General features: G+C 66.8%; 12 protein-coding genes. 2 read left to right on the forward strand and 10 right to left on the reverse strand.

Going from position 1 to position 15,096, the window contains the following annotated elements; all coding sequences use genetic code 11:
• Both DBV14_RS05290 and DBV14_RS05295 read right to left on the reverse strand, forming a co-directional pair.
• Entirely contained in the window at positions 1 to 399 is a 399-nt protein-coding gene (locus DBV14_RS05290; RefSeq protein WP_124458138.1) for a DUF934 domain-containing protein, read from the reverse strand.
• Entirely contained in the window at positions 396 to 2,174 is a 1,779-nt protein-coding gene (locus tag DBV14_RS05295) for a nitrite/sulfite reductase (protein WP_124458139.1), read from the reverse strand. Before DBV14_RS05295 ends, DBV14_RS05290 begins: the two co-directional genes overlap by 4 nt.
• A gap of 422 nt (positions 2,175 to 2,596) precedes the next feature.
• Between DBV14_RS05295 and DBV14_RS05300 the strand changes: the two genes are divergently transcribed.
• Positions 2,597 to 4,186 (forward strand): methyl-accepting chemotaxis protein, encoded by a 1,590-nt coding sequence (locus DBV14_RS05300; protein WP_124458140.1) that lies wholly within the window; start codon positions 2,597 to 2,599, stop codon positions 4,184 to 4,186.
• Between the two features lie 28 nt (positions 4,187 to 4,214).
• On the opposite strand, the gene DBV14_RS05305 is transcribed toward DBV14_RS05300, so the two are convergent.
• The 8 genes from DBV14_RS05305 to DBV14_RS05340 all read right to left on the reverse strand — a co-directional run bounded on the left by DBV14_RS05305 (position 4,215) and on the right by DBV14_RS05340 (position 13,631).
• On the reverse strand, positions 4,215 to 5,033 hold the full coding sequence (locus DBV14_RS05305) for a M55 family metallopeptidase (protein WP_124458141.1): 819 nt from the start codon (positions 5,031 to 5,033) through the stop codon (positions 4,215 to 4,217).
• Positions 5,034 to 5,045: 12 nt separating this feature from the next.
• Positions 5,046 to 6,146, reverse strand: a complete 1,101-nt coding sequence (locus DBV14_RS05310) for a P1 family peptidase (protein ID WP_124458142.1) — start codon at positions 6,144 to 6,146, stop codon at positions 5,046 to 5,048.
• 12 nt (positions 6,147 to 6,158) lie between these two features.
• Positions 6,159 to 7,085, reverse strand: a complete 927-nt coding sequence (gsiD, locus tag DBV14_RS05315) for a glutathione ABC transporter permease GsiD (protein ID WP_124458143.1) — start codon at positions 7,083 to 7,085, stop codon at positions 6,159 to 6,161.
• Between the two features lie 10 nt (positions 7,086 to 7,095).
• Entirely contained in the window at positions 7,096 to 8,016 is a 921-nt protein-coding gene (gene gsiC / locus DBV14_RS05320) for a glutathione ABC transporter permease GsiC (protein WP_124458144.1), read from the reverse strand.
• Positions 8,017 to 8,096: 80 nt separating this feature from the next.
• Positions 8,097 to 9,650, reverse strand: a complete 1,554-nt coding sequence (gene gsiB / locus DBV14_RS05325) for a glutathione ABC transporter substrate-binding protein GsiB (protein WP_124458145.1) — start codon at positions 9,648 to 9,650, stop codon at positions 8,097 to 8,099.
• Between the two features lie 71 nt (positions 9,651 to 9,721).
• A complete protein-coding gene (locus DBV14_RS05330; RefSeq protein WP_124458146.1) occupies positions 9,722 to 11,614 on the reverse strand; it encodes a dipeptide ABC transporter ATP-binding protein in 1,893 nt (630 codons plus the stop codon).
• A 47-nt stretch (positions 11,615 to 11,661) separates the two neighbouring features.
• Entirely contained in the window at positions 11,662 to 12,618 is a 957-nt protein-coding gene (locus DBV14_RS05335) for an isoaspartyl peptidase/L-asparaginase family protein (RefSeq protein WP_124458147.1), read from the reverse strand.
• The gene (locus DBV14_RS05340; protein WP_124458148.1) at positions 12,615 to 13,631 is read right to left on the reverse strand and encodes a MurR/RpiR family transcriptional regulator; all 1,017 of its coding nucleotides are present in this window, start codon (positions 13,629 to 13,631) and stop codon (positions 12,615 to 12,617) included. Before DBV14_RS05340 ends, DBV14_RS05335 begins: the two co-directional genes overlap by 4 nt.
• A 314-nt stretch (positions 13,632 to 13,945) precedes the next feature.
• On the opposite strand from DBV14_RS05340, the gene DBV14_RS05345 reads away from it, so the two are divergent.
• Complete coding sequence (locus DBV14_RS05345; protein WP_260396821.1) at positions 13,946 to 15,046, forward strand: acyltransferase; 1,101 nt, start codon at positions 13,946 to 13,948, stop codon at positions 15,044 to 15,046.
• Positions 15,047 to 15,096: the final 50 nt, after the last annotated feature.

The following is a 15,096-nucleotide window of genomic DNA, read 5'->3' on the forward strand; positions in this document are numbered from 1 at the left end:
TCAGTTGCCGGCGGTCACGAAGTGCGGTGCCGTCTTCACCGCATCGCCTTGGTAGAAGGCGTTGAACCGGTCGAACTGGCGCTGCGCGTCGGAGGCGTCCACACCTTCCTTCAGCACGGCGCTGGAGAAACCGGTGCGTTCCATCTGCACCAGCTGGTCGATCAGCACGTCGCCCGTGGCGCGGATGTCGCCGGTAAAGCCCAGCCGGCGGCGCAGCAGGAAGGCCTGGCTGTAGGCGCGGCCATCGGTGAACTTCGGAAAGTTCAGGTCGATGCGCTCGATGTCCGCCAGGCACACCTCGATGGCGAGCGGGTCGGCATCGTTGGCCAGCTGCAGGACCTTCGGGTCGCCGTCGTCGATGTGTTCTTCGGCGGAAAGAATATTGAGCGTCTTGTTCATGCTGCCTCCTCCACCTTGAATCGCGCACCGTTGGCCGCGGCCTTGAACGGGTCGTGCCCGACACGGCGCAGCGTGTCGATGAAGGTCTCGCCCGAGGTGCGGGTGTCGCGGTAGGTCGTGAGCACGGCCTCGATCACGCCCGGCACTTCGGCTGCCGAGAACGAGGGGCCGACCGCCTTGCCGGCCTGCGACGGACCGCTGAGCGCGGAGCCATCGGAGCCGGCCAGCGTGACCTGGTACCACTCCTTGCCGTCCTTGTCGACGCCCAGGATGCCGATGTGGCCGCTGTGGTGGTGGCCGCAGGAGTTGATGCAGCCGCTGATGTGCAGGTCGATCTCGCCGAGGTCGTCGAGCTCGTCGAGGTCCTGGTAGCGCTCGGTGATGGCTTCGGCGATGGGAATCGAGCGCGCATTGGCCAGCGCGCAGAAGTCGCCGCCGGGGCAGGCGATCATGTCGGTCAGCAGGTGCACGTTGGCGCTGGCAAAGCCGGCCGCGCGGGCGGCGAGCCACAGCGCGTGCAGGTCTTCGGCATGCACCCAGGGCAGCACCACGTTCTGGTCGTGCGTCACGCGGGCTTCACCGGCCGAGAAGCGGTCGGCCAGCAGCGCGAGCGTGTCGAGCTGGTCGGCCGAGGCATCGCCGGGCGCCTGCTTCAGGCGCTTGAACGACAGCGTGACGGCGCGCAGCGCGGGGTTCTTGTGCGGTGCCACGTTGCGGGCCAGCCAGCGCGCGAACTGCACGTCTTCGGCGGCGTGGGTGCGCAGCTCGGCATCGGTCTTCTCGGCGCTCTGCAGCACGCGGGTGGCCAGCGTCGGCGGCACGAAGGAGGCGGCCACGCGGTCGTACTCTTCCTGCGTGATGGTGTGCGGTGCGCCGTCGTGCTCCAGGATCTGCTTGTACTCGGCATCCACGTCGTCGATGTAGCGCTGGCCCTCGGCCTTCACCAGGATCTTGATGCGCGCCTTGTAGATGTTGTCGCGGCGGCCATAGCGGTTGTAGACGCGAATCACCGCTTCGAGGTAATTCATGATCTGCTGCCAGGGCAGGAACTCGCGCAGCACGGTGCCGATGATCGGCGTGCGGCCCATGCCGCCGCCCACCTGCACGCGGAAGCCGATTTCGCCGGCCTCGTTCTTCACCACGTGCAAGCCCACGTCGTGCCAGCCGGTGGCGGCGCGGTCTTCGGTGGCACCGGTGATGGCAATCTTGAACTTGCGCGGCAGGAACGCGAACTCGGGGTGCAGCGTGCTCCACTGGCGCATGATTTCCGCGAACGGGCGCGGATCGGCAATTTCGTCGACGGCAATGCCGGCGCGTTCGTCGCTGGTGATGTTGCGGATGCAGTTGCCGCTGGTCTGGATGCCGTGCATGTCGACCGAAGCCAGCAGGTCCATCACGTCGGCCGACTTCGACAGCGGAATCCAGTTGTACTGGACGTTCTGGCGCGTCGAGAAGTGGGCGTAGTGGGTCGGCAGCTTGTGGCTGCCCAGCAGGCCCTGCGTCTCGATGGCCTTCTTGTAGACCTCGGCTTCGGGCTCGTCGTATTCGCGGGCGATCTTTGCCAGCACGCGCAGCTGGCGGCTCGAAAGCTCGCCGTAGGGCACGGCCACGCGCAGCATCGGCGCGTAGCGCTGGACATACCAGCCGTTTTGCAGCCGCAGCGGGCGGAACTCGTCCTCGTGCAGGCGGCCCTTTTGCCAGCGCTCGAGCTGGTCTCTGAACTGGGCGGCCCGTTGGTGAACGAACTGGCGATCGAATTCTGTGTATTGGTACATCGTGCGTGTGTGTCTTGGAGAAGTGCGGTGCCGATCGTGAAACGGGGCGCCCCAGCAAGAAGCCGAGATTCTGAAAGCGCCCCTTATGGAAGCAAACTATTTTTTGGTTCGCGCCTTATGCGGATAAGCATATTCACCAGCATCCATGCGGGTTTCCGGGCGGTTGGATGCTTATTCCGGATAAGGCGCGGACGCCGGAACGGCGCCGGCCGACCCGGGAATTCTAGGAACAGGGCGGCGTTCCGGCTGGCGTGGGGTGAGCCGCGGCAAGCCATGGCCGACGTTGCCTAAAGTTTTCACCCGGGCTGCCGATATCCAGCCATGGAGAGCGGCCATCGTGCCGCTCCTTGTCCCGATTCCGGCGGCGCTGCCCCTGCCTTGCGCCCGTCGTTCCGTCCCCCTTGAGTTTCTGGAGTCAGATCATGTTCTTGAGCAACGTCTCAATTGGCAAGCGCCTCGCCATCGTGCTGGGCGCCATCCTGGCGCTCTTTCTCGCCACCAGCGTCGCCGCGGTGCTGAAGCTGCAGCAACTGAGCCTGGAGATCGACACCATGATCCAGGACAACGTGAAGACCGAGCGCGCGGGCTCCGACTGGCTGCGCCACACCACCTCGGGCGTGCAGCGCGCGGCGGCCATTGCCAAGAGCAGCGACGCCAGCCTGATCGACTACTTCGCGCCGGCCACGGCCAAGTCGATCAAGGACACCAACGAGCTGCAGAAATTCATCGAGACCAAGCTGGTCAAGCCCGCGGAGCGCGAGCTGTTCGAGAAGGTCGGCAACCTGCGCAAGGCCTACCTGGCCTCGCGGGAAGAAGTGAGCAAGCTCAAGCTGGCGGGCGACCTGGCGGGCGCCAATCGCGCCTTCGACGCCCAGTTCCAGCCCACCTCGACCAGCTACCTGGCCGGCGTGCAGCAGGTGGTGGACATGCAGCGCGAGCAGCTCGACGCCGCCGCCGCCCGCGCCAACGACCTGCAGGCGCAGACCCGCACGCTGCTGATCGTCTGCTCCGCCGTGAGCCTGGTGCTGGGCGCGCTGCTGGCCTGGCTGCTGGCCCGCAGCATCACGCAGCCGCTGCGCAGCGCCGAAACCATTGCCCAGTCGATTGCCGACATGGACCTGACGGGCAGCCCGCAATCGAGCTACGCCAAGGACGAAACCGGCCGCCTGCTGCACGCGCTGGACCTGATGCGCTCGGCCCTGCAAGGCTCGCTGATGCAGGTGCATGGCGTGGTGATGAACGTCTCGACGGCCAGCACGCAGATCGCCATGGGCAACCACGACCTGTCGTCGCGCACCGAAGCGCAGGCCAGTTCGCTGGAGCAGACGGCAGCGTCCATCGAAGAGCTCACGTCCACCGTGAAGCAGAACGCCGACAACGCGCGGCAGGCCAACCAGCTGGCCACGTCGGCGTCGGAAGTGGCGGTGAAGGGCGGCAGCGTGGTGTCGCAAGTGGTCGACACGATGGGCTCGATCAATGCGTCGTCCAAGAAGATCGTCGACATCATCGGCGTCATCGACGGCATTGCCTTCCAGACCAACATCCTGGCGCTGAACGCGGCCGTCGAAGCCGCGCGTGCGGGCGATCAGGGCCGCGGCTTTGCGGTGGTGGCTTCCGAAGTGCGCAGCCTGGCGCAACGCTCGGCCGCCGCGGCCAAGGAGATCAAGACGCTGATCGGCAACTCCGTCGAAAAGGTCGAGGAGGGCAGCCGGCAGGTGGCCGATGCGGGCCGCACCATGGACGAGATCGTCGGCAGCGTGAAGCGCGTGACGGACATCATGGGCGAGATCAGCGCGGCCAGCCAGGAGCAGACCTCGGGCATCGAGCAGATCAACCAGGCCATCACGCAGATGGACCAGGCGACACAGCAGAACGCGGCGCTGGTCGAAGAGGCTTCGGCCGCCGCCCAGTCGCTTCAGGAGCAGGCGGGCAGCCTGTCGAAGATCGTCGGCGAGTTCAAGCTGGAACAGGGTGGCCGCAGCACGGCGCCGGCCCTGGGCTACGCGGGATAAATACGAGAGAAGGGGTCGGCGAGGCGCTTCAGCGCAGCATCGTCGACATGGCCGAGCAGCAGTTCAGCATGCGCACGGCCGATTCCACCTTGTCGGCTGTGAAGCGCAGGGTCACGCCGTCGATGCGTTCGAAGCTCGGCCACTGGCAGAACAGGTCGGCCAGCGCGGGCGTCTGGCAACGCAGCGTGACCACCTGCGGGCCCCTGAACACCAGGGGCGTGGCCCCGGCGCGCGCGGCCAGCGCTTCTTCGACGCCCGCGCGAATCGCATGGCGCGACTGCTCGGGCGACAGCGACACGCCGCTGGTGTTGCCCGTGGCGCGCTTGGTCTGCACGAAGGTCGCGTGCGGAAAGAGCGGCCGGTTCTCGGCGATGAACACGTCGTCGCCGCTGCCCATGACCACCGGGGCACCGTATTCGCCGGCCAGCGCGCCGTACACCCCGGCTTCGCCCAGTTCCTGCCCGCCGAACCAGATGCCGGCAAAGGCAAAGCCGTTGATGGTGTGCGCCAGGATGCCGCGCCCCTGCGCGCGCGAGTGGTAGCCCACCATGCAGACCGCGTCCACGCCTTCTTCGACACCCGCCACCATGCTCAGGTAGCGCGGCTTGCCCTGCACCACGCGCGCACGCGCATCGAGCACGTCGGGCGGCATGTTGCGAAAGCCGCCGTGCGAGTCGTTCACCAGCACCTCGGTGGCACCGGCGTCGAAGGCGCCCGAGATGGCCGCGTTGGCCTCGTGTGCCATCAGCAGGCGGGCGCGCTCGTATTCCGGATTGCCCTGGCGCGTTTGCTCGGGGTGGTAGACGCCGGCAACGCCTTCGATGTCGGTGGAGATCAGGACTTTCATGGGCGCGAAGTGTCAGGCGAGAGGTGAAAGAAGGGAAGACGCCGGCAGCAGTTCGCCGAGCGCGGCGCGGTGGTTGCCGTCGCGCCCGGTGACGGGCGTGGCGCGCCACAGCGCATGAAGAATGGCCTGCTCGGTGCTGTCGGCCGCGGCCTGGAACAGCCCGTCGAGCAGCCCGTCGTGCAGCATCGCCACGGCCGGCATCGGCCGCTCGACGCGGTCGGGCACGGTGTAGGCGGTCGAAAAAGCCAGCACGATGTCGCCGCTGCCATGGCCGAAGACCGAGCCCGTGCGGGCCAGCCCCGCGCCCGCGCGCAGCGCCAGCCGGCGCAGCTGCCGCGCATCGAGCGGTGCGTCGGTGGCGACGACGATGATGATCGAGCCCTTCTCGGGCTCGTTCGAAGCGGCCGAGGGCGGAATGCCGCGCGCGGCCTGCAGCGCCGCCAGCCGTTCGCCCACCGCATGGCCCGCCAGCAGCATCTGCGGCTGGCGGCCGTAGTTGGCCAGCACCAGCGTGCCGACCGTGTGCAGCCCGCCGTCGCGCGACGACACGCGGCGCGATGCGCTGCCGATGCCGCCCTTCAGCTGGAAGCTCGACATGCCGCGCCCCGCGCCGACCGAGCCCTGCGCGAAATCGGTGGAGGCGCTGTCGAAGGCCTGCAGGTAGTCGGCCTCGGTCACGGCCAACCGCTGGATGTCGTTCAGGAAACCGTCGTTGCACTCGAAGACCAGCGGATTCACCGTGGGCAGCGCCCGGCCCGTCTCGGGGTTGGCCGCCGCGCACTGGCGGATCTGCGCCGTGCCCACCGTGCCGACCGAGAAAGTGTTGGTCAGCGCGATCGGCGTTTCGAGCACGCCCAGCTCGGCGAGCTGCACCAGCCCCACGCTCTTGCCGAAACCGTTCAGCACCACGGCGGCGGCCGGCACCTTGTCGCGGAAGGTGTCGCCGGCATGCGGCCGGATGACCGTCACGCCGGTCTGCACGCCACCGTCGTCCAGCGTCTTGTGGCCGACCGTGACGCCCGCGACGTCGGTGATGGTGTTGCGTTCGCCCTGGAGCAGGTGGCCGATGAAGGGCAGGGTGGCTGGCTGCGTGATCTGCGGAGTGGAGGGCATGAAAGAGAGAATTTACTCGCGGTCGATCTTCGGATCGAGCGCGTCGCGCAGTGCATCGCCCAGCAGGTTGAAGGCGAGCACGGTGAAGAAGATGGCCAGGCTCGGGAACAGCGCCACGTGCGGCGACGTGACCATGTCGGCGCGCGCTTCGTTCAGCATGGCGCCCCACTCGGGCGTTGGCGGTTGCGCGCCCATGCCCAGGAACGACAGGCTGGCCGCCGTGATGATCGAGGTGCCCACGCGCATCGAGAAATACACCACGATCGACGAGATGGTGCCCGGCAGGATGTGCCGCACGATGATGGTCCAGTCCGACGCGCCGATGCTGCGCTCGGCCTCGATGTAGGTCTGCTGCTTCAGCACCAGCGTGTTGCCGCGCACCAGGCGCGCAAAGGCCGGCACGCTGAACACCGACACGGCCACCACCACGTTGGTCATGCTGCTGCCCAGGATGGCCACCACGCCCAGCGCCAGCAGGATGCCGGGGAAGGCGAACAGCACATCGGAGACGCGCATCACGATGCGGTCCCACCAGCCTTCGTAGTAGCCCGCGAGCAGGCCGAAGGTGGTGCCGATGAAGCCGCCCACCAGCACCGACAGGAAGCCGGCCGCCAGCGAAATGCGCGTGCCCGCCAGGATGCGGCTGAAGATGTCGCGGCCCAGCGGATCGACGCCGAACCAGTGCGTGGCCGAAGGCCCGCTGTTCAGCATGTCGTAGTCGAAGAAGTTCTCGGGGTCGAAGGGCACGATCCACGGCGAGAACACCGCGACGAACACCAGCAGCAGCACGAAGATGGCCGCCACGATGCCCACGGGCTGTTTCTTGAAGCGGCGCCAGCATTCGCCCCAGGGCGTGCGGACCTTGCCGGCGGTCAGCGCAACGGCAACGGGGGACAGTGGAACTATGGATTCGGCAGGCACGCCGGTAGCTTGCGTCATGGCTGCTTGCTCACTTGTAGCGGATGGTCGGGTTGATGTAGCCGTACAGCACATCGACCACGAGGTTGATCAGGATGAATTCGAGCGAGAACAGCAGCACCAGCGTCTGGATGACGGGGTAGTCGCGCATCTGCACCGCGTCCACCAGCAGGCGGCCCAGGCCCGGCCAGTTGAAGACCGCCTCCACAAGAATGGAGCCGCCCAGCAGGAAGCCGAACTGCAGGCCCATCATGGTGACCACCGGAATCAGCGCGTTGCGCAGCGTGTGCTTGAACACCACGCTGGTTTCGTGCACGCCCTTGGCACGCGCGGTGCGCACGAAGTCTTCCTGGATCACTTCGACGAACGACGCACGCGTAAAGCGCGCCATCACGGCCGCGACGGCCGCTCCCAGCGTGATCGAGGGCAGGATGTAGTGCTTCCAGGTGGCGGCGCCCACGGTGGGCAGCCAGCCGAGCTGGACCGAGAAGATCTGCATCAGCAGCATGCCCAGGGCAAATGCGGGAAATGAGATGCCCGACACGGCGAGCGTCATGCCCAGCCGGTCTGGCCATTTGTTGCGGTACACCGCGGAAACGATGCCGATCCCCATGCCGAAGATCACCGCCCACACCATGCTGGTGATGGTCAGCATCACCGTCGGGAAAAAGCGCTCGGCAATTTCCGTCGACACCGGCCGCCGCGTGCGGATCGATGTGCCGAAGTCGCCTTGCACCATGTGGGTGAAGAAGCTCACGAACTGCTGTGGCAGCGGCTTGTCGAGGCCCAGCTCCTGGCGCACCATGGCCACGGTCTGCTCGTCGGCGTCCTGTCCGGCGGCAAGGCGCGCCGGGTCGCCGGGGAGCATGTGGACGAACAGGAACACCAGCACTGCCACGATGAGCAGTGTCGGGATCAGGCCCAACAGTCGTTTGAGGAAGTAATTCAGCATGGGGTACGGTTGTCTCGGGCGGGCGGCGGCAGGAGGCCGCCGCCCGCGGGACAGTCAGTCAGGAAACGAAGAGCGCTCGATCAGTTCGACACCGACATCGCGTCGATGTTGATGTTGGCGTCGGGCATCACGAACACGCCCGACAGGCGCTTGGCGTGCGCCGACAGGTTCTGCTCGGTGACCAGCGGCACGCGCGGCAGGTCCTTGCGGATCTCGTCCTGCGCGGTCTTGTAGAGCGCAGCCTTTTCCTTGTCGTCCACCGTCACCAGCGCCTTGGCGAGTGCCGTGTCGACCACGTCGCTCTTGTAGAACGACATGTTGTTGAGCTTCGGTGCCCACGACTCGGAAGCGAACAGCGGACGCAGGCCCCAGTCGGCTTCACCGGTCGACGACGACCAGCCCGTGTAGTACATGCGGACCTTGGCCGTCTTGGGATCGGGCCATGCATCGACCTGCTCGGTGCGCTGGCCCACTTCGAGCGCCTGCACCTGCAGCTTGATGCCCACTTGCGCGAGCTGCTGCTGCACGAACTGGATGGTCTTCTGGCTGGTCGTGTTGTTGTAGGCGCTCCACAGCACCGACTCGAAACCGTTCGGGTAGCCGGCTTCGGCCAGCAGTTCCTTGGCCTTCTTCACGTCGTAGGGAATGGGCGCCATCTTCTCGGCGAACTTCACGCCCTGGGGCATCACGCCTTGCGCGGGGAAGGCATAGCCGCCGAAGGCCACCTTCGACAGCGCTTCCTTGTTGATGGCGTAGCCGATGGCTTCGCGCACCTTCGGGTTGTCGTACGGCTTTTGCAGCATGTTGAATGCCAGGAAGCGCGTGATGATCGAGGGCGATGCCACCACTTCGAGCTTGTCGCTCTTCTTCAGCAGCTCGGCCTGCTCGTAGGGAATGGGGAAGGCAAAGTCGGCTTCGCCGGTCTGCAGCATGGCGGCGCGCGTGTTGTTCTCGAGCACCGGCTTCCATTGCAGGTTGTCGATCTTGGGGAAGCCCTTCTTCCAGTAGCCGTCGAACTTCTTGGCCTTGACGGCGTCGGTCTGCTTCCACTCGACGAACTCGAAGGGGCCGGTGCCCACGGGGTGGAAGGCGATGTCCTTGTTGCCCCACTTCTTCAGCGCGGTGGGCGAGATCATCGCGGCCGATGCGTGGGCCAGCGAGTTGATGAAGGGGCCGAAGGGCTCCTTCAGCGTGATGCGCACGGTGCTGGCGTTGACGGCCTCGACCTTGCCCACGCGGTTGAACTGGTTGTAGCGCAGCAGCTTGTTGTCCTGGTTGAGCACGCGGTCGAGCGTGACCTTCACGGCTTCGGCGTTGAAGTCGGTGCCGTCGTGGAACTTGACGCCGGTGCGCAGCTTGATGGTGTAGACCAGGCCGTCCTTCGACACGTCGTAGCTCTCGGCGAGCACGTTCTGCACCTTCAGGTCCTTGTCGAACTGGAACAGGCCTTCATAGAAGGTCTTGGTCACTGCGGTGGTGATGGTGGTGTTGGTGTTGTACGGGTCCAGCGTTTCCGGCTGGTAGCCGATGGCCAGCACCACGTCTTTCGCGGCCAGCGCCGTGCCCGAAGCGGCAATGGCGGCCAGGCCCAGCAGTGCGGATGCCCATCGCAGGGAGGAAGAAGATTGCTTCATGGAAGAACTCCAGTCGGTTCGTGGAAAAAAGCAGGAGAAGGAAACGCCTGCGGGTTGAGAAAAACTTGGCTTCAGAAAGCCCCGCCGATGGCGTGGCGTGCAACGAAATGGCCGGGCGCGACCTGCACCAGCGGCGGCACGTCGGGCTCGTCGCCCACCGCGCGAATGGGGCTGGGAATCTCGCCTTCGAGCAGCGCGCGCGGCTTGTGGCGGCGCGACGGGTCGGCCACCGGCACGGCCGCCATCAGCTTGCGGGTGTAGGCGTGCTGCGGTGCCTCGAACACCGCGCGGCGCGGGCCGATCTCGACGATCTGGCCCAGGTACATCACGGCCACGCGGTGGCTGATGCGTTCGACCACCGCCATGTCGTGCGAGATGAAAAGAAAAGCCACGCCCAGCTCGCGCTGCAGGTCGAGCATGAGGTTGACGATCTGCGCCTGGATCGACACGTCGAGCGCCGACACCGATTCGTCGGCCACCACCACCTTCGGGTTCAGGGCCAGTGCGCGCGCAATTGCGATGCGCTGGCGCTGGCCACCCGAGAACTCGTGCGGATAGCGCTGCGCCACTTCGGGCGGCAGGCCGACCTTCTGCAGCAGCCAGTCGACGCGCTTCTGCGCCTCGGCACCCTTGGCGATGTTGTGGATGAGCAGCGGCTCCATGATCGAGAAGCCGACCGTCACGCGCGGGTCGAGCGATGCGAACGGGTCCTGGAAAATGAACTGGATGTTGCGGCGCAGCGCTTGCAGCTCGCGCGTGGGCAGCTCGCGGATGTTCTGGCCGCCGAACTCGATGGCACCGCTCTGGCTTTCGACCAGGCGCAGCAGCGAGCGGCCGGTGGTCGACTTGCCGCAGCCCGACTCACCGACCAGCGCCAGCGTTTCGCCGGGGTACAGGTCGAAGCTGATTTTTTCGACCGCATGCACGCGCCGCTTCACGCGGCCGAAGATGCCGCTGCGCACGTCGAAGCGCGTCACCAGGTCGCGCACGCGCAGGATGGGGCCGGCTTCGTCGCGCACGGTGGTCTGCGGCGCGGTGTCGGTGCCGGAGGGCACGGTTTCGGTTTCGGTCCCGGTGTTGCCTTCGGTGCGCAGCAGCTCGAACTTGGCGGGCAGGTCGGTGCCCTGCATGGCACCGAGCTTCGGCACGGCCGACAGCAGCGCCTTCGTGTAGGGGTGCTGCGGCGAGGCGAACACCTGGTCCGACGTACCGGCTTCGACCTTGTCGCCGCGGTACATGACCAGCACGCGGTCGGCAATTTCAGCGACCACGCCCATGTCGTGCGTGATGAAGAGCACGCCCATGCGCATCTCTTTCTGCAGCTCGCGAATGAGCTGGAGAATCTGCGCCTGGATGGTCACGTCGAGTGCGGTGGTGGGCTCGTCGGCAATCAGCAGCTGCGGCTTGCACGACAGCGCCATCGCGATCATCACGCGCTGGCGCATGCCGCCCGACAGCTGGTGCGGAAAGCGGTCGAGCACGTTGCGCGCTTCGGGAATGCGCACCAGCTCCAGCATGCGCAGCGCCTCGGCGCGCGCGGCCGCGTTGCTCTTGCCCTGGTGGATGCGGATGGCTTCGGCAATCTGGTCGCCGGCGGTGAACACCGGGTTCAGCGAGGTCATCGGCTCCTGGAAAATCATCGCGATGTCGGCACCGCGAATGCCGCGCATGGTGCCGTCGCGTGCCTGCGCCAGGTCGAGCACTTCGCCGTTGCGGCGGCGAAACGCCATGCTGCCGCCCAGGATGCGGCCGCCGCCATGCTCCACCAGCCGCATCAGCGCGAGCGAGGTAACGGACTTGCCCGAACCCGATTCGCCCACCACCGCGAGCGTTTCGCCATGGTCGACGTGGAAAGACAGTTTCTTGACGGCATCGACCGTGCGCTCGGAAGTCGAGAAGCGAACGGTAAGGTCGTCGACGGCGAGAACGCGGCCGTCCGGCAGGGCGAGGGCAGGGGTGGACATGGGAGTGCGAGGAAAAGAGGGGGCTGCGGCGTGCGTGCTGTGCGGCGTCAGGCGAAGATGGCCGTGTGCGGCGCTTCGTTGCCGCGTGCGTGGCCGCGGTACATGCCTTCGGTGTTGAAGGCGAGGCTCAGGTTGCCGTGGCGGTCGATGGCGATCAGCCCGCCGGTGCCGCCGATGGCGGGCAGCGACTGCTGCACCACGGCATGCGTGGCGGCTTCGAGCGTGGCACCGCCGTAGGCCATGCGGGCGCAGACGTCGTGGGCCGCGGCAACGCGGATGAACATTTCGCCGCTGCCGGTGCACGACACGGCGGCGGTGCGGTCGTCGGCATAGGTGCCGGCGCCGATGAGCGGCGTGTCGCCGACGCGGCCGACGCGCTTGTTGGTCATGCCGCCGGTCGAGGTGGCGGCGGCCAGGTGGCCGTGCATGTCGAGCGCCACGGCGCCCACGGTGCCGAACTTCTTGTCTTCGTCGAGCGGCGGCGTCATGGCGGCGCCTTCGTGGTCGGTGACCACGCGGCCGGTGTCGCGCACGCGGTACAGCTGCTGGCGGCGCGCCTCGGTCGAGAAGAAGAAGGGCTCGACCATTTCCAGCCCGCGGTCGCGTGCAAAGGCTTCGGCGCCCGCGCCGGCCAGCAGCACGTGGGCGCCGTCTTCGAGCACGGCACGCGCGGCGCGCACCGGGCGGCGAACGTGCCACACGCCGGCAATGGCGCCGGCGGCCAGCGTGGCGCCGTCCATCACGGCGGCATCGAGCTCGTGGGTTTCGTCGTGCGTGAACACTGCGCCGTAGCCCGCATTGAAGAGCGGGCAGTCTTCGAGCATTTCAACGGCCAGGCAGGTGGTGTCGAGCGCGGAGGCGCCCTTCAGCAGCATGGCCTGCGCGGCGCTCACGATGTTCTTCAGGGCGTCGTGGTACGCCTGCGCCTGCTCGGGGCTGGTCGTCGAGGCGCTGATGGTGCCGGCGCCGCCGTGGATGGCGATAACGGGCGTGGTGTTCTTCATCGGGAAGCTTTCTTCTTTTTCTTGCTGGCGCCATTCAGGGCGGCGCCATCGGCGGAGGTGCTGGAGGTGCCGTACATGCCGGATGTACCGGACAGGCCGGCCGAGCGTGCGGAGGGGCCGTCGATGCGCGGCAGCCCGTTGGCGCCGTGCAGCCAGGGGCGCAACACCTGCAAGGTGCGGCGGGCCGATTGCACCGGGTCGGGCGCGCGCAGCGCCACCGCGCTGGTCAGCGCCTCGACCAGCGCCAGCACGCTGGTCTCGCAGTTCGGGCGGTAGCTGGTTTCGGTCTGGCAATACAGCGCCACGTCGGCCAGCGGCGCCATCGGCGAGGTCGGGCGGTCGGTGAGCGCGATCACGCCGCAGCCTTGCTCGCGTGCGATCTGCGCGAGCATCACGGTGTCGGTCAGGTAGCGCGGAAAAGTCAGGCCGATGAACACGTCCTTCGGGCCCGCGTGCATCAGCGAGCGGGCCGCGTGCGTGACGCCGCTCACGCCGGGCAGCAGGCGAACGTCGCGGCAGCTGCTGTCCAGCCCGTGCTGCAGCAGGCCCGCGAGCCAGCCGCTGGCGCCGAAGCCCGCGATGTAGACCGTGCGCGCCTTGCCGATGCGTTCCACCGCGGCTTCGCAGGCGGTGTAGTCCAGCGTCTGTCGCGTGGCTTCGATGTTGCGGCGGCTCTCGTCGAGCGCGGTGGCGAACACCTCGGCCACCGTGGTCGGGTGCTCCAGGTTGCCGCGCAGGCGCTCCACTGGCGCCACCAGCGATTCGAAACCGCGCACGAGCTCGGCGCGGAAAGTGGCGTAGCCGTCGAAGTCCAGCGCGCGTGCGAAGCGGTTGGCCGTGGCCACCGACACGCCCACCGCAGCCGCGAGCTCGTCGATGGGCAGCGTGGCCACCTGCAGCGGGTGCTCCAGCACGTAGTCGGCCACCTGCCGGTGCGATCGCGTCAGCCGTGGCAATGCCTGCGCGATGCGCTGGGCCACGGTGGTGCCTGGGGTGTCGACGTTGGTGCTCATGCGTGGAGTGGGGCACCCCGGAAGGGTGCGTTTATGAAAACTAGTTTACAAATATAAGTCAGTTAAGAAAATTTTCTGTCATTTTGAGTCGATATTGCAAATTGCGGGCCAGCGCCGAGGGGGCTTTTTGCGAGGCGCGCGGAGGCGACAGGCGCGCGGTTTCCCTCGTGGCGCGCTCGTTTAAGCTCGTCGGCGTTCGCTTCCTAGGTGTTTTCCCCATGTCATCGCTTCGCCCGCCGTCCACGGCCGCCAACGGCAGTACTGCCGCCGCATCTGCCGCACTTGCCTCGTTGGTTCAGGGCCGGAATTTCAGGATCGACGTGCTCCGCGGGATCGCGATTTCGCTCGTGCTGTTGCTGCACTTCCACCTGTCGTATTCGTTGGTCGACAGTCCGCTGGCCGCCGTACTGCCGGTCGAATTCATCAGGGCCGTGGCGCGCAATGGCAACTACGGCGTGACCATGTTCTTCGTGGTCTCGGGCTACCTCATCACCTCGACCACGCTGCGGCGCCATGGCAGCCTGGGCAACGTGGACCTGCGCAGCTTCTATGCGTTTCGCTTCGCGCGGATCGTGCCGTGCCTGGTGGTTGCGCTGGCGGTGATCGTCGTGCTGGGGCTGGTGTTGAAGCAGCCTGCGTTCATGAACGTCGCCAAGCCGGGCTGGCCCGAGGTGGGCTACCCGGTGGCGGTGCTGTCGGTGCTGGGCTTCTGGCACAACGTGCTGATGCAGCACGCGTGGTACTTCAACTATGCGATGAACATCTACTGGTCGCTGTCGGTGGAAGAGGTGTTCTACCTCGCGTTCCCGTTGCTGTGCATCGGGCTGAAGCGGCCGTGGGCCATCGTGGCCGTGTGGGTGCTGGCGATCGTGGCAGGGCCGATCTATCGGGGCTTTCATGCGGACGACGAGATCTACTTCATGTACGGCTACCTGGCGTGCTTCGACGCCGTGGCGTTCGGGTGCTGCGCGGCGTTGCTGGCGCGGCGCGCAAGCCTGCGGGGCTGGGGCGGGCGGCAGTTGCAGCTGGCGGCGGCATGCCTTGTGGCGGTGACGTACCTGCGCGGGATTCACGGCAACGAGGTGTTGGGCTTCACGGCCATCGCTGCAGGGACGGCGGTGCTGCTGGTGGGCGCGCACGACGAGCGTGTGCCGGGCTGGGCGTTGCGGAGCAGGGCGCTGGCAGGGCTGCGATGGCTGGGGCGGCACAGCTACGAGCTGTACCTGTTCCACATCATCGTGCTGGGGTTGATGCGCAGCTTCGTGCCGCGCGGGGCGATGGGGGAGGTCTACAAGCTTCCGGCGCTGGCGTTCTTTGTCGCAGTCTCGGTGGTGGTGGCTTGGGGTGTTGCTCGGTTTTATTCGGAGCCTGTGAATGCGAGGCTTCGGGGATTTTTGCTGCGTAAAGAGCGCTGAATTTGCGCGGCTTTCAGGGGCTCGTGCGAAGGACACCGGGTGCTCCCCTC

The organism is Variovorax sp. KBW07, from assembly GCF_003852515.1.
Taxonomy (GTDB): Bacteria; Pseudomonadota; Gammaproteobacteria; order Burkholderiales; family Burkholderiaceae_C; genus Variovorax.